This window comes from Chromatiaceae bacterium (assembly GCA_016714645.1).
Taxonomy (GTDB): Bacteria; Pseudomonadota; Gammaproteobacteria; order Chromatiales; family Chromatiaceae; genus M0108.
The window spans coordinates 643,280-668,734 of the sequence record JADKCI010000005.1; the positions used below are offsets into that span (position 1 = coordinate 643,280).

Below are 25,455 nucleotides of genomic sequence, written 5' to 3' on the forward strand. Positions count from 1 at the left end.
CACCAGGGTTCGGCGCGGCGTCACGACGGGTTATAATCCCGCGGGTCAAGGAGGCCACCATGTCCAGAAACCTACCCAATCTCCCCGTCTCGCTTTATCGTTTCAGCTACCTCGCCGGCGAGGATCTGCACCTCCCCGCAGACCCGCGCGAGTTCTGGCATGGCGTCTTCGGCCTGCGCCTGCGCGAGATCGCCTGCGTGCTACCCGGGATCGAATGCCGCGCCTGCCTGCTGTTGCATCACTGCGCCTACAGCCACCTGTTCAGCGGTCCATGCCCACCTGACGCGGAACTGATGCGCCGCTACGACACCATCCCGGTCCCCCACGCCTTCCAGATCGATGGCACCTATCCCGCGACCCTGCGCGCCAACGCGACCCTCGCCGTCTCCATGGCACTGGTGGGGGACGCCAACGACCAGCTCCCGCTGGTCATCCAGACCATGGCGGCGGCCGGACAGGGTGGCCTGGGCAAGGGGCGCGGGCGGGCCTGGTTGCAGGACGTCACCCAGATCCTGCCGGATGGGACCCCGCCCCACCCCGTCGCGACCAAGGGTCGCCTGCTCACCATGCTGCCGCCCCAGGCGCCACCTACTCCGCCGATCCCGGACGCCATCCGCCTGGTATTCCTCAGCCCCTACAAGCCCTCCGGGCAACCGGCCGGTGGCACCAGCCTCGGCCACCTGCTCATGGCCATAGTGCGGCGGATCAGCCTGCTCCAGTACTTCTACACCGGCGTCAGACTCGAAGCCCCCTTCCCGGAGCTGAAGGCGGCCAGCGAAGGGGTCCGGGTGCTGGGCCAGACCCTTCGCCACCAGGACGCCTCCCGCCAAGGCAAACGCCTCGACACCGGCGGGCTGCTCGGCCACATCGACCTGGACCTGACCGGCATCGAACCGCTCTGGCCTTATCTCCACCTGGGTCAATGGCTCAACGTCGGCAAGAAAGCTAGCATGGGGTATGGGCGCTATGGCCTGACCCTGCCGAGCCGCGGTACGCAGACGTACAAGCAGGCAGCTTGAACAGCCCCGCGCCCGCTAGCAAGTGTGTCCCAAAAACCCCTCTCCCGCTTGCGGGAGAGGGGTTGGCGACTCTGGGGAGGCAGGAGGTAGAGCCGCGCCTGGAGCAGTGGCCGAGGAGAGGGAACGACCTGACACACGCCAAGGTTTCGTCCTCCGGCATGTCCCGTTCCTCGCGGCCCAGACCCATTCCAGCAGCCTGTTCGACAGCCTATGATCCGAACCGCCCGGATCGGGCGTCCCCTGGCCACCGAACCATCGGACTCAGGCGCTATCCCGACCCCACCCAGCCGCCGTATCCCAAGACCCGCAGTCGCCTGTTTCCAATCACCCCGCCAGGGGTTACCATCGGCCGAACAAAAACAAGAGGGGCGAATACCCCAGCGAGGACGCACACCATGCCGGCACCAGGCCCAGACCAGATCCCGCCAGCCGCAACGGTGTGCCACATCGGCCCGGCCAGGGTCAAGCCGCCGTCCCGCGCAGCAGCACAAGCTTGTCGAAGGACCCCAGGGCACAGCCCCTGGGGCATAGTGGCGTCGAACCGGAGGCGCCAGGGATATTGAGGCCGCCAAGGAGCTAGGGAAAGCCCGGTTCGCCCGCGCCAACGGATGCCTAAGGACACTCCCCATGACCAACCCCCACCCCAGCACACCGGAGCAATACCCCCATCGCATCCTGCTGATGGTCACGGGACGCACGCCCCAGGTGGTCACAGAGACCCTCTACGCCCTGACCCAGCGCCCCAACCCCTTCGTCCCCACCCAGGTCCACCTGATCACCACTGCCGAGGGGGCTCAGGACGCCAATCTCGCCCTGCTCGACCCCAACGAGGGCTGGTTCCATCGCCTCTGCGCCGACTATGGCCTGACCGGCATCGCCTTCGACGCCAGCCACATCCACACCATCCGCGATGCCGACGGGCAGCCCGTCGCCGACATCCGCACCGAGGACGAACACCGCGCCTGCGCCGACCTGATCACCGACTGGTCCGCGACCTCACCGCCGACGAGGACGGCTCGGCCCTGCACGTCTCGCTGGCCGGTGGGCGCAAGACCATGACCTACTACCTCGGCAATGCCCTCACCCTGTTCGGCCGCGCCCAGGACCGGCTGTCCCATGTCCTGGTCCCGCCCCCCTACGAGACCAACCGCGAGTTTTTCTACCCCAGTCCCAATAGCCGGCGGCTCTACGTCGAGCCCCTCAAGCGCTGGTTCGACGCCAAGGACGCCGTGGTCACACTGGCGGACATCCCCTTTGTGCGGCTACGCAACAGCCTGCCCGGGCGCTTCAAGGGCCTGGAAAACGGCGCGGCACGCTTCACCGAGGTGGTGGAGGCCCTCCAGGGGGCCTTGCAGCCAGCCGCCGTGACCGTGAACTACCGCCGTGGCGGGCTGCTGCTGGGCGAGGGGAGCTTCGTCCCCCTGGGTACCGCCGACCTCGCCTTCTACGGCTGGCTCGCCGCCCGCGCCCGTGCCGGGGCCGGCCCAGTACGCATCCCCGGTAAGGACCCCAAGAGCTGGAAGCCCGGCGAGGGGGACCTTTATGCCGGGTACTACGCCGAGTTCCTGGTCCAGGCGCGGGAGACCGATCTGCGGGAGGGGGTTGGCCAGGACATGAAGGCCCTGGGGGCCATGACCTACCAGTTCTTTCACCAGCGCAAGAGCGCCATCCGCAAGGCGTTGGAGCAGGCCGTCGGGCCTTTGGCGGAGGCTTATGCGGTGCAGAATCTGACGGGAGAGCGGAGACCTGGTGGGTTTGGGTTGCGGGTGGCTCGCGGGCAGATTCGGCTTATCGGGGAGCGGCTTCGATGAGTTCGGGAGCGCTGCGGGGGTTTTTGAAAACGGGTAGCCCAGGGCTGTGTGCAATCTTGACAAACCTTGAACGAGGACTGAGCAAATGACGACCTATCTATCTACAGGTTCCCAGTCGCCCGCCGCCAAGCCCACTCCCACCAGCTACTCTAGGACAACAAGTTAAGGAGCACACCCGATGCCAGAGATCACCCCTGTTCCCCACCTAGTCTTGCTGATCGGGAGCAACCCAGTCCCAAATGCGATCGCCGCGCTTTGCTTGTCCGACGACCAGACGCACCTCAGCCTGCTGAATTCCTGGGACTCCGGGGAGGTTGCCGGGCGCCTGAAGAACTGGCTGGTAGATCACCATAACCGCGACCCGGCACGCCTTGAGCTCGTCGCACTGCGCACTAAGGGGGATGAATATCGACCCGCCGCGATCCACGAGAAGGTGAACGACCATTGCAACAAGGTTTGGGCCGTTACGGCGTTCTGGAGCGGCAGGCAACGCGTCGTCCATCTACACTACACCGGGGGTACCAAGACCATGACGGTCCATGCCCACAGCGCGGTCCAGGCGAGCGCCGAACGGCATCAGGTGGCGTTTCATGCCTCTTACCTGAACCCGGATGCGCTGTGCTTGGTCGCGGACCCCCAACCAACCCTCGGTTTGGCCCAGACCGAACGGCCAATTCCCCAAGATATCCGGCTCTCCCTTGAAGATCTGCTCAAGCTGCACGGTCTGAAGGTAGCGAAACCACCGGTGCTTGAGCCAATCTGCCCCGATCTGGCGTTAGCCCTGCTGCAAGACCACGCGGAACTGGGCCATACGGACTGGGAAAGTTGGATCAACGAAAAGCTGAAGCCGACCACGCGCCGCCCTAAGTTCATCCCATACCCCGGTCAACTCGCGGACGACCCGGATAAGGGCTGGCACCGAATCAAGGTGCCCATTGGCAAGCACCTAAATTCCACACAGCTTGCTGCTGCCCAGCTCGATCAGCCGCCGCCGGGTTTCACTCATTTCACCACATCCCAATCCGCCCTGCTCACTGCCGCCAATTGCCTGCCTGTCGCGAACCTTGGTGGCATCGCGACCGGGCTCGGGTTCCCGTCGGCAAAGGGGTATTGCGAATGGCTGGAGGGGCTATGGTTAGAGTCCGCCGTGTTTAAACTGCTCCAAGACCAGGCGGCGCACCTTAGGCTGCATGACCTGGTGATGAACCTAGAGCCCATTCGGTTGGAGCAGTCGAAGGAATTCGAGATCGACGTGATCGCCATCCGCGGCTACCGGCTCTTCGCCATCTCCTGCACCACCGATAGCACGGGCGAGGGGATTCTGAAGCAAAAGTTGTTCGAGGCATCCATCCGCGCCCGACAGATGGGCGGTGACGAAGCGCGCACCGCGCTGGTCTGCTGCGCCGAAAAGCCCGAGCGCATCCAGGCGGAACTGGAGGGTGAATTCGACCTGAAGGGCAAGATCCGGGTCTTCGGACAACCGCAACTCGCTCAACTGAAAGGCTCTTTGGCCGATTGGATCCAGCACGCCTGAGGTATTGACCCTATGGAACTGCTCATCGCCGACATCACCGGCATCCAGCCCTACATCTTCGGCAGCAACCGACTGCGTGAGAACATTGGCGCGTCCTATTTGGTCGATCAGGCCACCGGCCCCTGGGCCCGGCAGGCGGTACTGGCCCTTACGGGGGCGCACTGCAACGTCCGTGCGGGCCAGGGCCAGTTCGAACTCGACCCGGACTGGTCCCTGCGCGACCAGGGGGCAGCGTGTGCCCAGGGTATCGAGGTCATCTACAACGGCGGCGGGAATTTTCTGGGGCTCTTTGGCAACACGGACCTAGCCCGGCGGTTTGAACGCACCCTGTCACTGCGGCTGCTGACCGAAGCCCCCGGCCTCGAACTAGTCTGTGCCGTCCACCCCTTTTCGCCCTCCGCTAGTGGTTTCGCGGTCGCCCTCGATGAACTCTTCGCAGCGCTTGCGAAAACCAAGCAGGGCAGACCCCGCCGGGCGCCCTTGGGCGGGCTCGGTGTGACCCAGGCCTGCCGCTCCACCGGCAATCCAGCCGTTGCCGAGCATGTGTTGCACGCCCAGGACGGCAGCGCGGACCGCCGGCCGGTCTCGGCCGAGATTCTCGCCAAGCTCGCCGTGGTCGAGGACAAACCCAGTCCGGTCGAGGCTCGCCTGGCGTCGGCCATCGGCATTGACATGGGCGAGTTCACATTCCCACGGGACTTCGCCGACCTCGGGGCCACCAAGGGTGAGCACAGCTATCTGGCCGTCGTCCATGCAGACGGCGACGGCATGGGCCGACGGCTGCGCACCGTCGCAAAGACAGCCGCGGACGCCTGGGCCGGCATCCGCGCCCTGCGGGACTTCTCGGTGGCGGTCAACCAGGCCGGCGAACGCACACTGCGGGACATCGTCGCTCGGGTTAAGGGCGCCGTGATCTGGGACAAAGGCGTGCCCTGGATCCGCCACCCGGACCCCGAGCTATCGGAACTGGGATTCCGGCTGGCGGCGGAGACCGGCAGCGATGACGATCGCACTGGACGCTGGTTCCTGCCCCTGCGCCCGCTGGTCTATGGCGGGGATGACATCACGCTGGTCGCAGACGGGCGTATTGGCCTTGACCTCGCCGCCTATGGACTCGATGCCTTCGCTGGCCATACCGACAACCTGCCGGGTCGCGGCGGGCCCATCAGCGCCAGCGCCGGGGTGGCCATCGGCAAGTCTTCTCGGCCCTTCGCGCGCGCCTACGGGCTGGCGGAAGAGCTCTGCATCTCGGCCAAGGCCTACCGGCGGGAACGGGAACTCATCACCGGCTGTCTGGACTGGCACTTTGCATCATCCAGCCCCGGCGGCACGCTCGCCGAACTGCGCGAACGGGAATATGGCGTGACCTTCAGTCAGGGTCGGGAGACGCTCCTGCTGCGACCGGTCACCGTTCGACCCAACCCGCGCGACACCGGGCGCGGCTGGCCCACCGTGCGCAGCGCCATCGATGTCTTTCAGGGCGAGAGCTGGATGGACCGCCGCAACAAGGTCAAGGCCATGCGCGACGCGCTGCGTGGCGGGCCGGAGGCCGTGCAATGGTTGCGCGCCCGCTACCTGGACGGTGCCGAATTGCCCGCGCTGATCGATGCCCGTGGTAATTGGGCCAGGGACGGCTGGGACAGCAGGCGTTGCGGCTATTTCGACGCCATCGAACTCTTTGACCGCTTCATCCCTCTGGCCTAAGGAGCGCCCCCGATGGAACTTCAACTCACACTCCTGAGCGACGCTGCCTTCGCCACCGGCGAGGGCGTGGCCGGCCTGCTCGACAGCGAACTCCAGCACGACGCACTGGGCCTACCCTATCTGCGCGGGCGCTCCCTCAAGGGGCTGCTCGCGGAGGAATGCGCCAACCTGCGCCATAGCATCCAGCAGCATGGTAATACCAGCGCCCAGGACTGGCTGGAGCGGACCGCCGTCCAGGTCTTCGGCAATCCGGGCCAGGGCGCCGCCGGGCAGGGAGGCCTGGCCATGGACGACGCCCGAGTACCCGATGATCTGCGTGCGGCGGTCCGCTTCGAGGTCACCGCCGGACGGTGGAGCCCGGCGGCGGTGCTCGAATCCCTGAGCGCCATCCGCCGACAGACCGCCATCAACGCACAGGGCGCTCCGTTGCACGGCAGCCTGCGCGCAACGCGCGTGCTATTGCGCGAGACCTGCCTGGAGGCGCGACTCGCCCTCGCCGGGCCCCCCGAGCATGCCACCGACGCCTGGGCGCTGGTGGCCGCCTGTGCAATGACCCTGCGCCGCGCTGGCAGTAGCCGCAACCGAGGGCTGGGTCGTGTACGCGCCCGCCTGTGGCAGGACGGTGCCGACGCCACCGACTTGCACTGGCAAGCCTTCCGTACTCGGCTTGAGGAGATCGCCCCATGAAGGTCCTGCGTTATCGCATCGCACTCCGCCAGCCCCTCCTTGCCCCAGGCATCGGCGGCGACCCCAATAACATATTGGGCCTGCCCTACCTGCCAGGCTCGGCCCTGCGCGGAGCACTGATCGCCCGCTACATCGACGCTCAGCAACCCGGCAGGACGTTCGACCCAACCGATCCTCAGATCCGCCGCCTGTTCTTCGACGGTAACTGTCGGTTCTTGAATGGCTATCCGGTCGATCACCGGGATCGCCGCATGCTGCCGACTCCCAATGCCTGGCACTGCGAGAAGGGGCGGACCTCGCCAATCCGGGACTTCGCCGTCGCACCACCGCCGGCTGACGATCATCGAGACTGGCGCGGCGTGCGGGCACCATTCCACTCCATTAGCGCCGAAGAGGCCACCATCTGGCTCAATACCCCGGCGCGCCAAGTCAATCTTCACACCACCCGTGACCGCACCCTGGGCCGAGCGCGGGCCGATGCGGGCGACATCTACAGCTATGATGCCCTGGCGCCCGAACAGACGTTCGCCGCGGCGATCCTCTGCGACCGGGACGATGATGCTGACCTCCTCCGGCCGTTGTTGGCCGGCGAGTTTCGCCTCGGCCGGGCCACCAGCACCTATGGTGCCGTCACCTTCACGCCAGGGACCGACGCGGATTCCGACTGGTGCGAGCAGCCGGCCGGGTCCGAGGATGCGGACGACGATGACAGGGAAGGCGCGGACTCCGAGACGGGCTTGAGGGCCACACTGCTCGCCGACGCCTTGCTGCGCGACAACTGGGGTCGCGCCCGCGCCGACAGCGAAGCCGTTGCAACGGCCGTCGCACAGGCGCTTACGGCGGCGGGGGCCAAGGTTCAGCTCCGGCCCAAAGCGGCCTTTTTCGGTGAGACCCGCCGGCGAGGCTTCAACCGCGTCTGGGGCCTGCCGGTGCCCGAAGACGCCCTGTTGCACATGGGCGGGGTCTTCGTGTTCGACCTCCTGGGCACGGTCTCGGCTGACCAGTTACGCCAGGTCGAATGGACTGGGATCGGCTCCCTGCGTGCCGAAGGGTTCGGGCGCGTGCTGCTAACTGGGCAACAACTCGACGAATGGACGCTACGTGAGTCCCCTCGCGCCAGTTCCACGCTCCCCGGGCCAATTACATCCACTGCTGGCAAGGCCCTGGCTGAACGAATGGTGGCCCGCATGCAAGAGCAGCGCATCCAGAACGCCATCGTGGCGCGCGTGCTGGGGGCGCGGCCGGAGATCAGGCTCACCGGTACAGTGCCCGTCTCGCAACTGGCCCAGCTGCGTAGCGTCATCCATGCCGAACTGCTCCGGGACGCGCCTGGTCTGATCTGCCTGGAGGACTTTGCCGCCGGGCTAAGTGCCCCGGCCAGGCGGCACTTCGAACGAACGCGGATCGAGGGCCAATCGCTGTTCGACTGGTTGCGGTCACTACCTGCTACCACCGGGGAGAAGCGCCGCGAACTGCTGTTCGGACCTCGCGGGACGACGGCACCGAGTATCGGTGACGTCAGCGCCAACCTCGACGACGCCACGCTTGCCCGCCACACCCTGCGGCTGGTGGATGCCATCGTCGCCCGTGCCGCAAAGCAACAGCGAGGAAGGCAAGTGGATCAACCAGCGGAGAAGGCGCAATGAACGCACCAACCTGGATCACCAATGCGTCCCGCCGAATCCGTCAGCGCATTGTCGTCGAGGGCGAGTTGGTCCTAGAAACACCTGCCTGTCTCGGCAATGGCGAAGACGACACCAGCATCGATATACCTCTACTGCAAGATCCTCTGGAGGGGCGACCGTTGCTGACTGGCACCTCCATCGCGGGTGCCTTGCGTGCCTACCTCGGCGAGTGGGAGGGCGGTTACGGGGCTACAGCCGCGAAACAACCCCTCACCACAGCACTCTTCGGTGGCCATCAGGGCGACCCGGACGGTGCTCAGAGCGCGCTGATCCTGGACGACGCCTTGGGCAGGGCCAACAGCGTCGAGCGTCGGCAGGAGGTGGCGCTGGACCCGCGCAGCCGGACCAGTTCCGAGGATCGCCTGTTCGACCGCGAGCTCTGGGCTGCCGGCACCCGTTTTCCGCTGCGGCTGGAACTTCTGATCTGCGATGACGATGACGAGGCCGCCTTGCGCCAGACCCTGGCGACCGCCCTGCTCGGGTTCGAGCTTGGCGAGATCGGGCTTGGCGCCCGCAAGCGCCGCGGCTACGGCTTCTGTCAGATCGCGCAATGGTGGGTGCGCATCTTCGACCTCACCACAGCCCCGGGCCTGATCGCCTGGGTTGAGGCGGGGGCAGACCAGCTCGCTACGGGCACAGCCACTGCCACGGGAGCATCGATTCTGGCTACCCTTGGCGTGACCGACACGCTGCCAGACCAGCGTTCCTATTGCGCCATCACCGCGGCCTTCGCCATCAACGGCACCCTGCTGATGGGCGGCGGGGAAGGTACCGCCGATGGCCCGGATCGCGTCCACCAGCACGCCCGCCGGCCCGGCGTGGCGGACCTGCAGCCAGTTGTCCCTGGCACAGGTGCCGCGGGCGCTCTTCGGGCACGGGCAATGGCGATCGCCCACCTGCTGGCACCGCCCGCAGATGCGGACAGACTGGCGAAGCGACTAGTCAACGACCTGTTTGGTCCTGATGAGATCAAGCGCGGCAGCGCGGCCGTCGCCTCGCCCCTTAGCGTCGCCGAGGCGGTGATCGAAGACACCGCCGGAGACTGGGTGCAGTTTCGCATCCGTCTGGACCGTTGGACCGCCGCCGTGCTGCCCGGGGCCCTGTTCAATGCGCAGCCCGCCACCGGGGGGCACTTTGCGCTGCGGCTTTGGTTGCGCAATCCCAAGCCGCACCAGGTCGGTCTGCTGCTGTTGTTGCTAAAGGACCTCTGGGATGGCGACCTGCCGTTCGGCGCCGAGGTCGGGGGCGGGCGTGGCCGGCTGCTTGGGGAGAGCGCCTGCATCCAGTGGCAGGCCCCTGGGCAGTTGAACCACGGTCCTTGGACCCTGGCTCGCAGCGGCACCAACGGGCTTCGCATCGACGGCGACGCGGATACCCTCAATGATTGCGTAGGCAAGCAGCTACCCAACTGGTTTGAGGCCGAGATGAAACAACTGAGAAGACAGCCCGCCGAGGGCGACCAGCGATGAGTGCCAGCACATACCAGCGCCAGATCCGCTCCTGCCCGGCCATTGCCGCGCCCATACCGGTCACGGCGGCCGACCATGCCAATGCGGATCGCCTCGCCGCCTGGCTCGCCGCCGCCGCCAAGACACACCGACTGCGCTGGCTTCTCGCACACTTGGACGACGGCGTGGTCTGGGGCCGCTGGGAGGCTGATCAGGGCCTGCTTACTTCGCGTCGGGCGGCCGCGGGCGACCTGCAGGCCGCACCCTGGTGCCCAGAACTGCGCCCTGCCACATTGCAGCAGGCACGGCTCTTTGCCGCCCACGCGGAACTCATGCTGTGGAGGGACGACAGCGGTGGCTGGTGCGCCCGCCTGATCCGCGACCTTGCGCCCGGCGAGGCTGTCCCCGAAGGCACGGCGAGCTGGGATCATGCCTTTGACGAGCCCCAACTGCTCTGGGGCACCGGGGCCCGACCGCTGGCCGACGGCTTCAGCCTCCTCACCCACGGGCAACAGGGCCTACGCCACGCGCTGCCCTACCCGCTGAAGCAGGGCAAGTGCAAAGCCCAGACCCTCACCATCCGCCACTATTTGACCCGCGACGGCCTGGCTCAGGTCGACGCCAGTCGTCTCGTCAACCTGCCAGCCGCGGAGGCCAAGGCATGAACGCCGGTCCTTTTGTCTACCAGATGCCCGTCCAGGCCACGCCTGGCGATGACCGCAAGTCCACGGCACCCTACAACTTCGTACCCCTACCCGAGCGGGTGGTGCTGGCCGCCACCAGAGCCGACGAGTTGCCGCGGCACGACCGGTTCGTCCCCGATGGCTACCCGCACAGCGGCTGGTTCGATGTAACCCTGACCACCGAAACGCCGCTCTACATCCGCGCACCGCAAAGGCGGGACGTGTTCGCAAACCCAGTGAAATCGGCAGCGGACTATCGCCACCTGACCAAGAATATCCCGGACTTCTTCCACCGCGGCGACGCCGCCCATCCGGTCATCCCCGGCCACAGCCTGCGCGGCATGCTCCGTGCGATCATCGAAATCGCCGGCTACGGCAAGGTCACCCAAGTCCTCGACCGCGCCCTGGTCTACCGAGCGGTCGGCGATACGAGCAGCCTCGGCGCCTGGTACCGCCACCAGACTCTGGGTGACAACAAGGCGCACATGCCACAGATGCGGTTCGACTATCCCTCGCCTCGGCTGCGGGGTGGCTTTCTGAGGCAGAATCCTGCGGGCGGTTGGCGGATCGAGCCGGGGCGGTGTGATGCGGACACCGAAGGCGAAACCTTGATCCATGTGGAGCGGTCCGCTTTGCCCCACGCCGTGCTGACACAACTCAGCCAGCAAACCCCGGTGCGGGTGTTTGTCTCCCCCGCCCCGCGAACATCACCCCATCGCACCAATCCCAACCTGACGCTCAACCTGGCGATCACCTCTGGCGTTCGTCCGAGGAATCCCGGCGACCCGACGCCTGCCAGCATGCTACCTGCCATGCTGGTCGAGTCCGGGCGTATGCCAAACAAGCACATGGCCTGCGCGATCTATGAGCCGGCCACCGTGGGGCCTCGAACGCTGATCGACATCCCGCCCGAGACGTGGGACCAATACGTCGAGGATCGGGATTTGCACCGGGGCCAGAACACACCCACCCGCCCGCTGCATAACGACGGTGACCCGCTGTTCTATCTGGTGGATGCACGGGATCGACTGGTCTTCTTCGGGCCTTGCCAGATGTTCCGGCTGCCCTATTCCCATGCGCCGATAGACCTGGTGCCCGAGGCGCTGCGCTGCCCGCTGGACATCGACTTCGCCGAGGCCCTGTTTGGCTTCGTGCGGAGCCCGGACGATTTTCCCGTCGGTGAGCGCCCGAAGCAGGGCGACCCGAACTGGGCCCTCGCCGGTCGTGTGCACGTAACGGATGCGGTGCTCGCCGCGGACCAGAATCCGGCGGGTGTCTTGATGGCGCCGCTGACTCCACATATCCTGTCCGCGCCAAAGCCCACAAGCTTCCAGCACTACCTGGTACAGGGCGCCGACCCCACGGCACCGGCGGCCAACGCGCAGGCCCTTCTGGCGCAGACCTCGCAGTCGGTGGAGGTGGTCAACCTGAGCCACTACGACTCGCCACAGGCGGATATGCAAGGCGAGAGGAGAGGCCAGCGCACCGTGCTGCGCGGACACAAACGCTATTGGCATCAGGGGCCGAGAACCGCCCAGCAACTCAGCGCACCACCGGAAGCGGTCCCTGGTAACTCCAAACAGCACACTCGGGTGCGCCTGGTCGCCCCCCAGCGGACCTTTACCTTCCGCGTCCACTTCCAGAACCTCTCCGATGCAGAACTCGGTGCCCTTTGCTGGGCGCTGCACCCGCACGGGCACCAGGGCCGCGTGTATCGGCACAGCCTCGGCATGGGCAAACCGCTGGGTATGGGGGCGATAAGACTCGAAGCCAGATTGACCCGCATCGACCGCAAGGCCCGCTATCAGGGTCTGTTCAATGCCGACCACAGCGGCTGGCAGACCGGCGTCATCAGCACCGAAAACTTGTCCACTGCCGCAACAAGGGATCGCCTGACCCAACCTTTCGAGACCTATATGGCTGCCTCCCTGGGCGTCGCCGGCGCGAACGCTAGGCTTGCCGACATGCGCCGCGTTGGCAACCTGCTCAAACTCATGGAATGGCCAGGCCAGCAGCCGACGGGGGTTCGCTACGAAAGCAATTTGCAGGTTTGGCGGGACCGTCCCGTGCTGCCACCGCCAACGGCCTTCGGCAGCATCGTCTCCCAGTCAGGTCCGGTCAGACCCACTGATCCCGGTCAGATCGAAGCCTGGCCGCCCGCGCTGGCACCCGAAGCTGATCCCGGCGATCAACAACCCCAACCGCCTGCCCCCGATTCGACATCTACTCCGGCAGACCAGAGCGCCGCGCCGGTCAACTTAGGGGACTATATGGACACTCAGCGGCGACAAGATGCCGAGCGCTTGATCGCCGCAGTGCCTCATTGGACCGATGTCGCGAATGAACTCGGCGATCCCAAGCAGGCCCCCGCGCACCTGAAACTTGTCCAGGAGCAGGGGCTGGCGTCTGAGTTCATCGCCGCTATCGCTTTACATCACGGGGCATTGTTGCGTAGGTGGGCCACATACGGGGGAAAGAAAGGGCGGGCGTGCAAGACCTTCGACGATTGGCATCAGCTAGGTTGATTGGACCAAAGCCAGCGCCGACGGCCCTGATTCGATGGGGCGGTCCACCTATGACGCTGCCAAGGCGGCGGAAGTGGCAACGGTGTTGCCCCAGTTCGCTGTGTCGGCGTTGTAATAATCCCTGCGATAGGCGCATCGCCACCGCGGAGCCCCAAGCATGACCAGCCGTGACACCTGCGCCCGTAAGGCCCTGCGCCTCCTGACGATCTTCATCGCTCTCCTGCTGCCCCTGGCCATTGTCCCCATCCTCGCTGGTTGGGTGGGGGACATCATCAAGGACTGGATCAGCGGCGCTTCCCCCTTCCCCTCTCACCTCGGCTTACTGATCGCAAGTTTCACCCTCCTGTTGGCCGCCGCCGCCTGGGTGGTCTGGAAGGGCCGCCGCCTGCTGCCGACCCGGGTCCTGGTGCAATCCCCGTCCTTCGAGCAACGCCAAGTGGTGATTGCCCTGTTATCGCCCTGCGACGACCTGCAACGCGGGGATGATGGTAACTGGGAGGTCAAGGGGCAGGACCGGGCCTGGGTCTCGCTCAAGGACAAGGACCTCGATCAACTGGTCAGCAAGAACCTCGGCCTCCAATGGAAATGGCAGCAGACCCTGAGGGCGGCCCATTACCACGCCACCCGTTTGCAACTGCTGGTCCTGGTCGGGTCTGCCGGCGCCAGGGGCTCCGGCACCCAGGACCAGCTCAACCTTGCCAAGGTGTTCTTAAGTACCTGGTTCCCCGGCAAGGTCATGGTCTACGGCGAACCCCAGACCCCCGACGGCGCCTACGACACCCGCTGGCAAGCGGACTTCGAGGACCTGGAGGGCCTGGAGCGGTTGCTGCGCAACATACTGCGCGAGTTGCACCGCGACACCGCGAGCTTTACCGATGCCGACATCGTTATCGACTGCACCGGCGGCTTCAAGGTGGCCAGCATCGCCGCGGCCATGGTCACCCTGGATCGACCCCAGTTGATGTTCCAGTACGTCGGCACCGGCGAGCACGCCGGTCAGGTCATCGGCTTCGATGTCTCTACAGAGCATTACGGAACCTAGCGCCTGTGCTGATCCGCCCGGCAACCTGGGTGGATGTCGTCGCGACCGCGCGCCTGCTGAACCCCGCATTCGACCCCCAAGGCAATCCGGAGTCCCCATGACCACTTATTTCGTCACCCGCCACCCGGGGGCCCGCGACTGGGCCGCCGCCGAGGGGCTCAGGGTGGACCGGGTCATCGACCACCTGGAGCCGGCCAGCCTTACTACCGGGGACATCGTCATCGGCTCCCTGCCGGTCAATCTGGCCGGCGAGGTCTGCGCCCGAGGCGGGGCCTATCTGCACCTGTCCATCGACCTGCCGGCGGAACTGCGCGGGCGGGAACTCACGGCCGAGCAGATGCGCGCCTGCGGCGCTCGGCTGGAGCGCTATGTGGTGACGAGCGCTGCGCTGCCGGTGACCGGCAGACACGTGGCATAGCCCAACCCAAACCACAAGCTTGCCGTTCGCCCACAAGCGCCCACCCGCGGGTTGTAATGTCCCCAACGACAACCGTTGGAGACATCGCCATGCCCCTTTCCGGCTTCTTCCGCATCACCTGGACCGTCCAGCTCCTGGTCGGTCTGGCCCTGTTCCTGGTCGCCTCCCTGATCGAGTACCAGGTCCTGCGCGATTTCTTCGCCGCCCCAGCCATCGCGATCATCCTGACCGCCGGCCTGGAGCTCGGCAAGGCCGCGGCCGTGGTCTGGCACCGCTACCTCGCGAGCTCAGGGGCCGCGAGCTACCCCGCCAGCACCCGTGCCTTCTCCATCGCCTTTCGCCTGGGCCTGGTCGGCTTCTCAGTGCTGTGCTCCCTGCTCTACCTGGGCGTTCACCTGGACCGCCCGAACCTGGACGCCATCCGCACCGCGGAGCTGGCGGCCGTCGATGCCCGTCTCAATGATGACCTGACCCGGCTGGCCGCCGACCGCGATGCCCACGTCCTCGCGGATCAGGCCCGCCGCGAGGCCGAGTATGCCGACGCCCGCCGCGACCATCAGGGCCAGGTGGACGCCTTGGAGACCCTGCTGCGCGCCGAGATGGACAACGTGGTCGGCAAGACATTCAAAGGACCGCGTTACCAGGAGTTGGCCGAGCGCCTGGAGCGCGCCCGGGCCGAGCGCGACATGGCCCTGACCGCCCTGTCCGAGCGCCACCGCCAGGAGGCCGCGCAACTGGCCGCCGGGGTCGCCCGCGACTTCGACTCCCGCCGCGAGGCCCGCATCGCCGCCGCCGAGGCCGCCCGCCACGCCGCCCACAACGCCAGTTTCGACGGCGACGACCGCACCCACGACCCGCGCGTTGTCACCCTTATGCGCATGACCGAGTCGGTGTTCGGCCTGCGCATCACCCCGCCCCAGTTCGTCTTCGTCTTCGCCCTGTTTCTAAGCCTACTCATGGAATTGGGCATCCTGCTCGCCTTCGACACCGTGACCCTGGCGGTCATCCCGGCCCTGGCCGCCCAACACCGCGAGGCCATCCAGAGTGAGGCCCTGATGGCTGAGGTCACCGGCAGCGCCGGGCGCGACGCCATCCGCCACCGCGAGGCCCTGGACCGGGTGCGCAAGGGGGCCGACCGCCTGGTCGAGCGCGCCCGGGCCCAGACCGGCGCCCCCGCTTCGGTCCAAGCCGATCCGCAGCCGCGGCCCGCCCGCGCCGCCTGAGGCCCGCAACCACAAGCTTGTCGTACGGCCTGCCTCGGACCGCCCTCCGTTACCCTGACCATCGACCCACAGCCCAACCCGGAGAACGCCAAATGATCGCCAACAGCATCCCCACGGACACCGGCCCCGACACCGACGCCGACCTCCGCCAAAGCCTCGACAAGCTCCCCGCCGAGGCGACCCGCCGCGGCAACGAGCTGGAACATCAGGTGGGTACGGCCCTGCGCCGCCACACCGAGGCCCTGCTCCCCGCCCTGCTCAACCGCGCCGAGCATCGCCAGGTGCGCGAGCACGTCGCCCGCGAGCTGGCCCTGGGCTTCGAGCATCGCCGCGCGGCCTTGGGGATGGCCATGGAGAGCCGCCTCCAGTCCATCCGCGAGGCCTGCAACCACGTCCTGGTCACCGGCAAGACCCATCTGCGCCAGCAGCGCATCACCTACTTCGGCGAGGTCTATCGGGATCTGGAAGGGCGCATGCAGCAACTTGCCGATACCTACCTGACCGAGGCCGACGCCCGCTACCAGCGCCTCGCCGAGATCCACAGCGAACACCTGCGCAACCGCGAGGCGGCCCGCCAGGAAAAGTCCGCCGCTGACTTCCTCGACACCCTCGACCGGCTCATGGACGAGTTCCGCAGCATCATCAGCGAGAACATCGACCGGCCCGATCGCCCCCTGTAGGTCGGGCTTCAGCCCAACCGGCGTCGGCCACCCCCCGGTCGGGCTAAAGCCCGATCTACACGGAGATCTACACGGAGTTCCCCATGTCCCGCAAGCCCGTCGTCATCGCCTACGACATCGCCAGCAACAAGCGCCGTCGCCGTGTCGCCCGCTGCCTCAAGACCTGGCGCCTCGACGGTCAGTTCTCCCTGTTCGAGTGCCGCCTCACCGACGCCGAGGCGCAGGAGCTGTTCCTCCAGCTCATCGACCTCATTGACACCGACGAGGACCACCTGCTGCTCGCCTGGATGGACAACACCCGCGACTCGCGCCCCATCACCCAGTGCGCCCGCATCGGGTTCCGCGCCCCCAGCCTCTACATCGACTGAAGCACCGCCACCATGACCGAACCTCGTAAACACTGGTACCTGATCGCCTACGACGTGCGCGACCCCAAGCGCCTCAACCGCGTCCACCGCTACCTGCGCAAGCGCGCCTTCGCCGCCCAGGAGTCGGTTTTTGTCGTCCACACCAATGCCGCCGCCATGGCCGAAATCGAGCTGGGCCTGCGCACCCTGGCCGACCAACGCGAGGACGACCTGCGCCTCTATGCCATCCCCGGTCCCGCCGCCGTCTGGGCCGCCGGTCGTCAGGCCGAGCGCCTTACCGGCCTGCACAGCGGCGACACCGGCGCCCCCCAGGGGTCGCGCGTGCGCCGCTGGTTCAAGGGCCTGTTCGGGCGGGAGGCGGCATGATTCTGGTCATCGACCGCCGCGCCAGCCTGCTGCGCCACGACGCCGGTACCCTGCGCATCGACACCGAAGGGGAGGGACCACGCCGCGCCCCCATCGCCCAGCTCGAATTGGTAGTGGTTTACGGCAATCCGCTCGCCGAGACCGCCGTTTGGCGCGCCCTGGCCAATGCCGCAGTCCCCGTGGTAATGCTCCCCAGCCGCGGCCCGGACGGCCCGGCGGTGCTGGCCGGCGGCCTGGCCACCCAACTGCCGCTGCGCCGGATGCAACATCGCTGCGCCAACCGGTCCGACCAGGCTCTGGCCCTGGCCCGCTGGGCCCTGCGCCACAAGCTTGCCGGCTACGACCTGCCCCTGACCGTATTGCGTGAGCGCCACCAGGCTGACCCAGACCTGTGCGCCTCCTTCACCCGCCGGCGCGACCAGGCGATCGCCGCCCTCGACGGCGTCGCGAGCAACGACGCCGCCATGGGTGTGGAGGGCCAGGTCGCTCATGCCTGGTTCGGGCTCCTCGCCCAAAGCCTCAACCCCGACTGGAGGTTCACCGGGCGTAACCGCCGCCCGCCCCTAGACCCGGTGAACTCCCTGCTGTCCCTCGGTTACACCCTGGTCGGCACCGAGGTCCACCAGGGGGTCATGGCCGCCGGGCTCGACCCGTCATTGGGTTTCCTGCACCAACCAAGCCCCGGGCGCGAGTCCATGGTTCTGGACCTCACCGAGGTCTTTCGCGGCGGGGTGGATCACTTCGTCCTCAGCCACATCGACCCCACCGGCCCCGACCAGGCCGACTACTACTACCGCGAGGCCGAGGGCTGTCGCCTGAGCAAGGCGGCCCGGCCGGCGTACTTCGGGGCCTGGGCCGAACGCCGCGACGCCTGGCCCTACCCGCTGGGTGGGAGCGATGGTGCCGACTGGCCGATGGGCGGCCTGCGCGAACAGATCAATGGCTGGATTGAACGCCTGCGCGCCGAGATGAAGCGCCTGGGCCCCTACTTATCGGAAATCGCCCCATGAAGATCAGCCTCCTCGAACAGGCCATGGCCCCTGACGCCCTCGACGCCGCCTGGCGCCGCCTCAAGACCGAGCACACCCCTTGGTCCCCGGACATCAGTCGCGACGAGTTGCAATACCACCTCATGCGCCACCTTCTGGAATGTCGCTTGGAGGTCTTAAGTGGGGGCTACCGGCCCCTGCCGCTCCGCCAATTCCCCATGCGCAAGCCCGACGGGCGCATCCGTGTCATCAGTGCCCAGTACCTCAAGGACAAGCTTGTGCAACGCGCCATCCTCACCATCCTCGAACCCCATGCCGAGCGCCTCTTCCACGACGATAGCTACGCCTACCGCCCCAACCGCAACGTCGAAAAGGCCCTGGACCGCGTCCGCGAGCGCATCCGCATCGGCACTGACTGGCTGGTCGACGCCGACATCGAACAATTTTTCGACTCGATCCCACACCGCCCCCTGGTCAAGGTCCTCGACGCCTTTGTCGCCGACGCGCCCACCATGCGCCTGATCAGCCGCTGGCTCGACCAGGGCGCCCATGTCAAGAGCCTGCTCAGCACCACCCGCGGTATCTCCCAGGGGGCCATCCTCTCACCCCTCTTCTGCAACCTCTACCTCCACCGTTTTGACACAGCCCTGGCCAAGGCCAAGATCCCCTTCGTGCGTTTCGCCGATGACTTTCTCCTCTTCGCCCCGGCGCAGGACCTGGCCGAGAAGGCACTGGACTACGCCACCCGCGAGTTGGATCGCCTCGACCTGAACATCCACCCCGAAAAAACCCGTGTCGTGCGGGCCAGTCGTGAGGTAACCTTCCTAGGCCAGAGCCTCCCCAACCCCAGCCGCTGAGGCCCCCGACCCTGTGCCGAACCCTAAGTTTCTCCTATCCCATTTGATATATTCCGGCGACCACCGTAACATCCTGTTCGGGGCCTGGAATCCGCAATTGCCAGGGGGGCGCCCCCCTACCTGATGAATAAGGTATTGAGACGTGCCAACAAGATGTAAAAGAAGAACCTTTTCGGGGCGCCCCCCTACCTGATGAATAAGGTATTGAGACAAGTTGGCGCTGACCAGCGCCGCCCGGTCCGCAGGGGCGCCCCCCTACCTGATGAATAAGGTATTGAGACGGTCTCCGGGGGTTGCTCATGGGGCTGGTGTTCATGGGGCGCCCCCCTACCTGATGAATAAGGTATTGAGACCTCCTCGAAAACCACCAGGCACTGGTTCTCCTCGGGGGCGCCCCCCTACCTGATGAATAAGGTATTGAGACCTTCCAATCTGGCCTGACCCTCTGCGTGGGCAGGGGCGCCCCCCTACCTGATGAATAAGGTATTGAGACTGGGCTGCGGCACGACGAGGCCGCACAAGCGCAGGGGGCGCCCCCCTACCTGATGAATAAGGTATTGAGACTAGTAGATGACGACTCCATACACCTGACCGGTGGGGCGCCCCCCTACCTGATGAATAAGGTATTGAGACCTCCGAACTCCTCCGAATCCTCGGCGAGTCGGGGGCGCCCCCCTACCTGATGAATAAGGTATTGAGACGATGCCCTGATATTGATAAGGAACGGCTCCTCGGGGGCGCCGGGGCGCCCCCCTACCTGATGAATAAGGTATTGAGACGTAGTACTTGCGGGCGCGGGACCACGCCGAGTCGTGGGGCGCCCCCCTACCTGATGAATAAGGTATTGAGACGATGCCCTGATATTGATAAGGAACGGCTCCTCGGGGGCGCCGGGGCGCCCCCCTACCTGATGAATAAGGTATTGAGACGTAGTACTTGCGGGCGCGGGACCACGCCGAGTCGTGGGGCGCCCCCCTACCTGATGAATAAGGTATTGAGACGGTGTAGCGGCGATGCCAGCAGACCATGGTACCGGGGCGCCCCCCTACCTGATGAATAAGGTATTGAGACCCAGTAGATCACGTCCGCCTCCACCAGTAGGCCCGGGGCGCCCCCCTACCTGATGAATAAGGTATTGAGACTAGTGACGGTCCAAGGTACGCTCGATCGCCTTGGGGGCGCCCCCCTACCTGATGAATAAGGTATTGAGACGCTCCGCCGGGCTGGCCGGTGCCAGCCGGGGTGCTGGGGCGCCCCCCTACCTGATGAATAAGGTATTGAGACTCCGGGACGTAGTAGACGAGGACCCCGTACACCGGGGCGCCCCCCTACCTGATGAATAAGGTATTGAGACCACCCCGCAAGGCACTGACCCTGTTTCCAGGCGGGGCGCCCCCCTACCTGATGAATAAGGTATTGAGACAAGCAGATCCAGCTGATGACATAGGGTCAAGGCGGGGCGCCCCCCTACCTGATGAATAAGGTATTGAGACGCCACGATGAGTGATCCATCCTCACCGAGGAACGGGGCGCCCCCCTACCTGATGAATAAGGTATTAAGACTCATGTTTTTCAGCCGGTTTGTTGAGGGCTTGCGGGGCGCCCCCCTACCTGATGAATAAGGTATTGAGACTGCTTGCCCGCGATCGGTCCGTTGTCCTTGCGGGGGCGCCCCCCTACCTGATGAATAAGGTATTGAGACCTACATTTATGGAGTGTGGGGATAGGATGCCAGGGGCGCCCCCCTACCTGATGAATAAGGTATTGAGACACGCGCGGTTTGACTCACGGGCCCCATGGCTCCCGGGGCGCCCCCCTACCTGATGAATAAGGTATTGAAAGGGCCCGCATCGTTTCCTTTGCGGGGGGCGCCCCCCTACCTGATGAATAAGGTATTGAGACCGACGAGGGCAGCGACGAGGGCAACAATGAGGGGGGCGCCCCCCTACCTGATGAATAAGGTATTGAGACTTTCCGGAGACTATCGCCTCCGGTCGCCTGTGGGGGGCGCCCCCCTACCTGATGAATAAGGTATTGAGACCCACCGTGGTAGCGAGCAGTCGACGCAGGTGTGGGGCGCCCCCCTACCTGATGAATAAGGTATTGAGACCCTCGCGCGACCGCGGGCTTGTGTTCCTCACAGGGGCGCCCCCCTACCTGATGAATAAGGTATTGAGACCCACCAGCATGGGTGGTCGTCTGTGTGAAGGCGGGGCGCCCCCCTACCTGATGAATAAGGTATTGAGACCATCCAGATAGGTCATGACCTTCTCGGTATTGGGGGCGCCCCCCTACCTGATGAATAAGGTATTGAGACTCACGAGCGTGTCCGGAATGATGCCGGTCGGTGGGGGCGCCCCCCTACCTGATGAATAAGGTATTGAGACGATCGCTGATCGGGGCGTCTACCGGGTGGTCGTCGGGGGCGCCCCCCTACCTGATGAATAAGGTATTGAGACAGTCTCGGAAAGTGTTGAGGAACCCGTTCGTACTGGGGCGCCCCCCTACCTGATGAATAAGGTATTGAGACAGCTTGAAGCCCAGGTTTACGGAATTCACATCGGGGCGCCCCCCTACCTGATGAATAAGGTATTGAGACCAAGTTTGCAGGTCCGCCACTTGCGTTCATTGCGGGGCGCCCCCCTACCTGATGAATAAGGTATTGAGACCTTCAGCAGCCGCTCGGCATGGTGCTCCTGGTACCGGGGGCGCCCCCCTACCTGATGAATAAGGTATTGAGACACGAAGCAGTGAGTCACTGCTGTTTTGGAATTGGGGCGCCCCCCTACCTGATGAATAAGGTATTGAGACCTTCACGGAAATGCTTCGAACATTGGCGAACGGAGGGGCGCCCCCCTACCTGATGAATAAGGTATTGAGACCTCCTCTTCGCTAAGCCAACCCCGCACATCTCGGGGGCGCCCCCCTACCTGATGAATAAGGTATTGAGACCTGCAAGGACCGGTATCCCAATCAATGGGTATTGGGGCGCCCCCCTACCTGATGAATAAGGTATTGAGACATCAACATCTTAGTCACGTGGGCCTTGATCATAAATCCGCCCACATTGTTCAGCCCCTGGGCTACAGACCCCTTGTAGAACATGGTCTTGCGTGTGTTAACCCACATCAACTGAACGGTCTTGGGCGGATTTATGATCAAGGCCGTCACGTGAGTCATTCCGGCGGGGCGCCCCCCTACCTGATGAATAAGGGTAACTATTCAGCTCACTTGGCCTGACTCAATCCAGGCGCGGCATCGGCGGCTGGCCTTGGAAGGTTAAGACCAAGGCTTGGTACACATTGATGGATTGCTTCTGCAAGGTCGCGAGAGGTAGGAACGGATGGTGGCAAAGGCCTGGGCACCCGCCACGGCGCGGAAGCCACCGGAGAACTGGTGCTTGAGCTTCGGCATGCGGATATCGCGCTTCGGCGAGATGGTTGTCGAAGGGGACCTGGAGGTCGGTGATGAAGCGCAGCACCTCGTCGCGGTGCGCTTGCAGGCGGGTGATCAGGTTATAGGCGGGGGTCTGTTTGACGCGGCGCCGTTGGCCTGGCGGGCGGACGGCGCGCGGATGCTGGCTGGCCGCAGTGATAAGAAGATCGTCATAGCGGGTGAAAAAGTCCTCGACCATGAGGCTGGGTAAGGCGGCGAAGCCCGCCGCCCGGGCCAGTTTGGTCGCCGCGTTGGCCTCACACAGCAGGTCGATCAGGGCTTGCGGCCAGCGGCGGCGCGGGTAGGTCTCCGCCATGGCGATGAGCTCGCGCAGATGATGGGCATTGCCGTACGCATGGGTGCAGTCATAGCTGGCGTAGGCCGACCAATGATCATGGGTTGGCGCCGGGATCGGTAAGTGTCAAGGTAGTTGTCGCTTCAGTCATGCCGGGCCCGGGTCACGGCAGGGGGCCGGCAGGTGGCCCTCCGGTGCGGCGACGCGGGGGCGCGAGAGGTTGCAGGCTTGTCACGTCCTTCGGGCCCCGGGGGCAGACCCCGTTCTCCATCTAACCCCGCCCTCCTCAAGCCAATGCCTCCCGCAGAAATCGGAACAGGCGGCGATCGCCCTCGGGCTTGCCTTGCTCGCGGTCCTTGCGGGCGGCGCGGATCAGGGTCCGCAGTTGATGGCGATCCACTTGGGGGAATTCCTCCAGCAACTTGCCCAGGGCCTCGTCCCCCGCCACGATGAGGCGCTCCCGCCAGCCCTCCAGCAGATGGAGACGGGTAGCCTCCTCCTGTCGGTGGTGCTCCTGGCCCTGCAACAGGTCCGTGACGGCGGCCATGTCATCCCGGGCCAGCAGGTTGGCGATGCGCTTGTAGTGTCGTCCCAGGACGCGGATGTCCTTGATGCGCGCCGTTTCATCGATAGCGGCCCAGGTGGCGGCGCTCAGTTCCAGACGTTCCAGCTCATGCCGGGGCAGGGACAGGAGGCGTTTCGCCAGATCCTGGAGGACATGGTGATCACGCTTGACCTGGCTCTTGCTCGGGCCATCGTAGCGGGGCTCGTCGTCGTGGGCCTCGGGGTGCTCTTGCCGCGGGTGGGCATGCTTCACGCGATCCATTCCAGGTGCTCCAGGATCAATTGGGGCTTGAATACGCCCCGGAATTCGTTGACATCCAGGCGGTAGGCGAGACGAACGCGGTCGCCGGGGCCATCCATCTGATCGCCCAGCCGAAAACCGATGCCGTCGATAGCCAGGCCAACACCGCCCTCGGCGCGCAGGCGCAGGCGCAGGTGTTCCCCATCCCCCACCTGCTTGCGGCTCAGGACCTGGAAGACCCCGTCGAAGAGGGGCTCGGGGAAGCCCTTCCCCCAAGGGCCCGCGTGACGCAGGGTCTGGGCGGTGGCCAAGTCGAGGGCCTGGGGTGGCAGTTCACCGTCGGAGAGAATCTCGCGCACCGGTGGGGTATCGCCGATCTCGGCCCGCACGGCCTGACAAAAGGCCTCGCGGAAGGGCGGGAAGGCGGCCTCCTCCAGGGTTAGGCCGGCGGCCATGGCGTGACCACCAAAGCGCATGATCAGGCCCGGCTGGCGTTTGTCTACGGCATCGATGAGGTCGCGCATGTGCAGGCCCTCGACGGAACGGGCGGAGCCGCGCAGCCGGCCATCCTCGCCGGGGGCGAAGGCGATGGCGGGTCGTTGCCAGCGCTCGCGGATGCGGGAGGCGAGGATGCCGACGACACCCTGATGCCAGCCCGGATCGAAGAGACAAAGCGCCGGCGGCAGCCCGCCGGATTCCAGATTCAAGGCCGCCAGGGCGGCATCCGCCTCGAGCTTCATGCCATTCTCGATCTCCCGCCGGCGCTTGTTGAGGTCGTCCAGCTCCCGCGCCATGGCGGCGGCCTGGGCCGGGTCGTCCGTCAGCAGGCATTCGACGCCCAGGGCCATGTCCTCGAGCCGGCCAGCGGCATTGAGGCGCGGCGCCGCCAGGAACCCCAGGTCGCGGGCCACGGCCCGGTTCGGGTCACAGCCAGCCACCATCAACAGGGCCCGCACCCCCGGGTTGCCATTGCCCGCGCGGATGCGGCGCAGGCCCCGTTCCACCAGGATGCGGTTGTTCTGATCGAGGGTGACGACGTCCGCCACGGTCCCCAGGGCCACCAGATCCAGGAGGTCCGCCAGCCTGGGGGCTACGCGGTCGGGTCCAAACCAGCCCAGATCGCGCAGCCGGGCCCGCAGGGCGGCGAGCAGGTAGAAGACTACGCCGACCCCGGCCAGGTGCTTGCTGGGAAAGGGGTCTCCCGGCTGGTTGGGGTTGACGATGGCCGCTGCCTCCGGTAGGAGCTCCCCTGCCAGGTGGTGGTCGGTGACGATGACCTGGATGCCCAGTTCGTTGGCCCGGGCCACGCCCGCGACGGCGGCGATGCCGTTATCGACGGTCAGGATCAGATCGGGACGCCACTCCAGGGCCGCGTCCACCACCGCCGGGCTCAGGCCATAGCCATAGGCAAAGCGGCTCGGCACCAGGTAGGAGACCCGCCCCGCGCCCATGGCGCGCAGGCCCCGCACGGCCAGGGCGCTGCCGGTGGCGCCGTCGGCGTCATAATCGCCCACCACCAGAATGGAGCCCCCGCCCGTCACCCATTCCGCCAACCGCTCCGCCGCCCGGCCGATGTCGAGCAGGGTCCCGGACGGGTGCAGGGCACCCAGGGGGAGCTGACAGCCGGACTCATCCCGCACCCCGCGCGCCAGGTAGATGCGGCGCAGAAAGGGTGACAGGTTGTGAGGCATGAGGACCGAGGCCGCCGGCATGGGGCGGCGGCGGATCACCACCCGCACGGCCGCGGGGCTAGCCTCCACCGGGGCGGAAGAGCCCGGGGCCGCCACGACAGGGGTTTGGGGTTTGGAGCGTATGGCCATGCGCGGGGAGCTTACCACGGACAGGGCGGAGAGGGCGGCGGCGTACTTGGGATTGCCGCAC

At 66.0% G+C, this 25,455-nt stretch carries 21 protein-coding genes and 1 CRISPR repeat array; of the genes, 18 read left to right on the forward strand and 3 right to left on the reverse strand.

The features are described from left to right. Window positions 1-59: 59 nt before the first annotated feature. From cas6 to IPN92_19595, 18 genes are all read left to right on the forward strand, one after another. The gene (gene cas6, locus IPN92_19510) at window positions 60-1,019 is read left to right on the forward strand and encodes a CRISPR system precrRNA processing endoribonuclease RAMP protein Cas6 (protein ID MBK8640361.1); all 960 of its coding nucleotides are present in this window, start codon (window positions 60-62) and stop codon (window positions 1,017-1,019) included. A gap of 627 nt (window positions 1,020-1,646) precedes the next feature. After that, window positions 1,647-2,078 (forward strand): TIGR02584 family CRISPR-associated protein, encoded by a 432-nt coding sequence (locus tag IPN92_19515; GenBank protein ID MBK8640362.1) that lies wholly within the window; start codon window positions 1,647-1,649, stop codon window positions 2,076-2,078. Further along, entirely contained in the window at window positions 1,982-2,830 is an 849-nt protein-coding gene (locus IPN92_19520; GenBank protein ID MBK8640363.1) for a TIGR02584 family CRISPR-associated protein, read from the forward strand. Before IPN92_19515 ends, IPN92_19520 begins: the two co-directional genes overlap by 97 nt. A 178-nt stretch (window positions 2,831-3,008) precedes the next feature. Continuing rightward, entirely contained in the window at window positions 3,009-4,364 is a 1,356-nt protein-coding gene (locus IPN92_19525; GenBank protein ID MBK8640364.1) for a DUF1887 family protein, read from the forward strand. A gap of 12 nt (window positions 4,365-4,376) precedes the next feature. Next, window positions 4,377-6,068, forward strand: a complete 1,692-nt coding sequence (locus tag IPN92_19530) for a hypothetical protein (GenBank protein ID MBK8640365.1) — start codon at window positions 4,377-4,379, stop codon at window positions 6,066-6,068. A 12-nt stretch (window positions 6,069-6,080) separates the two neighbouring features. Continuing rightward, entirely contained in the window at window positions 6,081-6,755 is a 675-nt protein-coding gene (locus IPN92_19535; GenBank protein MBK8640366.1) for a hypothetical protein, read from the forward strand. Then, window positions 6,752-8,401 (forward strand): hypothetical protein, encoded by a 1,650-nt coding sequence (locus IPN92_19540; GenBank protein ID MBK8640367.1) that lies wholly within the window; start codon window positions 6,752-6,754, stop codon window positions 8,399-8,401. Before IPN92_19535 ends, IPN92_19540 begins: the two co-directional genes overlap by 4 nt. After that, entirely contained in the window at window positions 8,398-9,909 is a 1,512-nt protein-coding gene (locus IPN92_19545; protein MBK8640368.1) for a hypothetical protein, read from the forward strand. The genes IPN92_19540 and IPN92_19545 overlap by 4 nt, the downstream gene beginning before the upstream one ends. After that, window positions 9,906-10,553 carry a TIGR03984 family CRISPR-associated protein gene (locus tag IPN92_19550; GenBank protein MBK8640369.1) on the forward strand — a complete coding sequence of 216 codons (648 nt, stop codon included), beginning with the start codon at window positions 9,906-9,908 and terminating at the stop codon, window positions 10,551-10,553. The genes IPN92_19545 and IPN92_19550 overlap by 4 nt, the downstream gene beginning before the upstream one ends. Further along, window positions 10,550-13,096, forward strand: coding sequence for a TIGR03986 family CRISPR-associated RAMP protein (locus tag IPN92_19555; protein MBK8640370.1), 2,547 nt, complete (start codon window positions 10,550-10,552; stop codon window positions 13,094-13,096). The genes IPN92_19550 and IPN92_19555 overlap by 4 nt, the downstream gene beginning before the upstream one ends. Window positions 13,097-13,253: 157 nt before the next feature. Then, complete coding sequence (locus IPN92_19560; GenBank protein ID MBK8640371.1) at window positions 13,254-14,138, forward strand: hypothetical protein; 885 nt, start codon at window positions 13,254-13,256, stop codon at window positions 14,136-14,138. Between the two features lie 97 nt (window positions 14,139-14,235). Then, entirely contained in the window at window positions 14,236-14,556 is a 321-nt protein-coding gene (gene csx16, locus IPN92_19565; GenBank protein ID MBK8640372.1) for a CRISPR-associated protein Csx16, read from the forward strand. Between the two features lie 89 nt (window positions 14,557-14,645). Further along, window positions 14,646-15,779: a hypothetical protein gene (locus tag IPN92_19570; GenBank protein MBK8640373.1), complete on the forward strand. Its 1,134-nt coding sequence runs from the start codon at window positions 14,646-14,648 to the stop codon at window positions 15,777-15,779. A 92-nt stretch (window positions 15,780-15,871) separates the two neighbouring features. After that, entirely contained in the window at window positions 15,872-16,459 is a 588-nt protein-coding gene (locus IPN92_19575) for a hypothetical protein (protein MBK8640374.1), read from the forward strand. An 83-nt stretch (window positions 16,460-16,542) separates the two neighbouring features. Beyond that, on the forward strand, window positions 16,543-16,827 hold the full coding sequence (gene cas2 / locus IPN92_19580) for a CRISPR-associated endonuclease Cas2 (protein ID MBK8640375.1): 285 nt from the start codon (window positions 16,543-16,545) through the stop codon (window positions 16,825-16,827). A 12-nt stretch (window positions 16,828-16,839) separates the two neighbouring features. Next, window positions 16,840-17,193 (forward strand): CRISPR-associated endonuclease Cas2, encoded by a 354-nt coding sequence (gene cas2, locus IPN92_19585; protein ID MBK8640376.1) that lies wholly within the window; start codon window positions 16,840-16,842, stop codon window positions 17,191-17,193. Continuing rightward, the gene (gene cas1 / locus IPN92_19590) at window positions 17,190-18,203 is read left to right on the forward strand and encodes a CRISPR-associated endonuclease Cas1 (protein MBK8640377.1); all 1,014 of its coding nucleotides are present in this window, start codon (window positions 17,190-17,192) and stop codon (window positions 18,201-18,203) included. The genes cas2 (IPN92_19585) and cas1 overlap by 4 nt, the downstream gene beginning before the upstream one ends. Beyond that, the gene (locus IPN92_19595) at window positions 18,200-19,039 is read left to right on the forward strand and encodes a Retron-type reverse transcriptase (protein ID MBK8640378.1); all 840 of its coding nucleotides are present in this window, start codon (window positions 18,200-18,202) and stop codon (window positions 19,037-19,039) included. Before cas1 ends, IPN92_19595 begins: the two co-directional genes overlap by 4 nt. A 105-nt stretch (window positions 19,040-19,144) precedes the next feature. Beyond that, a CRISPR array of direct repeats spans window positions 19,145-22,061; the repeat unit is 37 nt; unit sequence GGGGCGCCCCCCTACCTGATGAATAAGGTATTGAGAC. 219 nt (window positions 22,062-22,280) lie between these two features. Here IPN92_19595 and IPN92_19600 read toward each other — a convergent pair. From IPN92_19600 to recJ, 3 genes are all read right to left on the reverse strand, one after another. Next, window positions 22,281-22,886, reverse strand: a complete 606-nt coding sequence (locus IPN92_19600; GenBank protein MBK8640379.1) for a transposase — start codon at window positions 22,884-22,886, stop codon at window positions 22,281-22,283. A gap of 169 nt (window positions 22,887-23,055) precedes the next feature. Next, window positions 23,056-23,595 carry a DUF615 domain-containing protein gene (locus IPN92_19605; protein MBK8640380.1) on the reverse strand — a complete coding sequence of 180 codons (540 nt, stop codon included), beginning with the start codon at window positions 23,593-23,595 and terminating at the stop codon, window positions 23,056-23,058. Further along, entirely contained in the window at window positions 23,583-25,286 is a 1,704-nt protein-coding gene (gene recJ / locus IPN92_19610) for a single-stranded-DNA-specific exonuclease RecJ (protein ID MBK8640381.1), read from the reverse strand. Before recJ ends, IPN92_19605 begins: the two co-directional genes overlap by 13 nt. Between the last annotated feature and the right edge of the window lie 169 nt (window positions 25,287-25,455).

Excerpts from the sequence above, each read along its gene's own strand:
- cas6 (MBK8640361.1), top strand. The coding sequence starts at position 60 with ATGTCCAGAAACCTACCCAATCTCCCCGTCTCGCTTTATCGTTTCAGC.
- IPN92_19515 (MBK8640362.1), top strand. The coding sequence starts at position 1,647 with ATGACCAACCCCCACCCCAGCACACCGGAGCAATACCCCCATCGCATC.
- IPN92_19525 (MBK8640364.1), top strand. The coding sequence starts at position 3,009 with ATGCCAGAGATCACCCCTGTTCCCCACCTAGTCTTGCTGATCGGGAGC.
- IPN92_19530 (MBK8640365.1), top strand. The coding sequence starts at position 4,377 with ATGGAACTGCTCATCGCCGACATCACCGGCATCCAGCCCTACATCTTC.
- IPN92_19535 (MBK8640366.1), top strand. The coding sequence starts at position 6,081 with ATGGAACTTCAACTCACACTCCTGAGCGACGCTGCCTTCGCCACCGGC.
- IPN92_19540 (MBK8640367.1), top strand. The coding sequence starts at position 6,752 with ATGAAGGTCCTGCGTTATCGCATCGCACTCCGCCAGCCCCTCCTTGCC.
- IPN92_19545 (MBK8640368.1), top strand. The coding sequence starts at position 8,398 with ATGAACGCACCAACCTGGATCACCAATGCGTCCCGCCGAATCCGTCAG.
- IPN92_19550 (MBK8640369.1), top strand. The coding sequence starts at position 9,906 with ATGAGTGCCAGCACATACCAGCGCCAGATCCGCTCCTGCCCGGCCATT.
- IPN92_19555 (MBK8640370.1), top strand. The coding sequence starts at position 10,550 with ATGAACGCCGGTCCTTTTGTCTACCAGATGCCCGTCCAGGCCACGCCT.
- IPN92_19560 (MBK8640371.1), top strand. The coding sequence starts at position 13,254 with ATGACCAGCCGTGACACCTGCGCCCGTAAGGCCCTGCGCCTCCTGACG.
- csx16 (MBK8640372.1), top strand. The coding sequence starts at position 14,236 with ATGACCACTTATTTCGTCACCCGCCACCCGGGGGCCCGCGACTGGGCC.
- IPN92_19570 (MBK8640373.1), top strand. The coding sequence starts at position 14,646 with ATGCCCCTTTCCGGCTTCTTCCGCATCACCTGGACCGTCCAGCTCCTG.
- IPN92_19575 (MBK8640374.1), top strand. The coding sequence starts at position 15,872 with ATGATCGCCAACAGCATCCCCACGGACACCGGCCCCGACACCGACGCC.
- cas2 (MBK8640375.1), top strand. The coding sequence starts at position 16,543 with ATGTCCCGCAAGCCCGTCGTCATCGCCTACGACATCGCCAGCAACAAG.
- cas2 (MBK8640376.1), top strand. The coding sequence starts at position 16,840 with ATGACCGAACCTCGTAAACACTGGTACCTGATCGCCTACGACGTGCGC.
- cas1 (MBK8640377.1), top strand. The coding sequence starts at position 17,190 with ATGATTCTGGTCATCGACCGCCGCGCCAGCCTGCTGCGCCACGACGCC.
- IPN92_19595 (MBK8640378.1), top strand. The coding sequence starts at position 18,200 with ATGAAGATCAGCCTCCTCGAACAGGCCATGGCCCCTGACGCCCTCGAC.
- IPN92_19605 (MBK8640380.1), bottom strand. The coding sequence starts at position 23,595 with ATGGATCGCGTGAAGCATGCCCACCCGCGGCAAGAGCACCCCGAGGCC.
- recJ (MBK8640381.1), bottom strand. The coding sequence starts at position 25,286 with ATGCCGGCGGCCTCGGTCCTCATGCCTCACAACCTGTCACCCTTTCTG.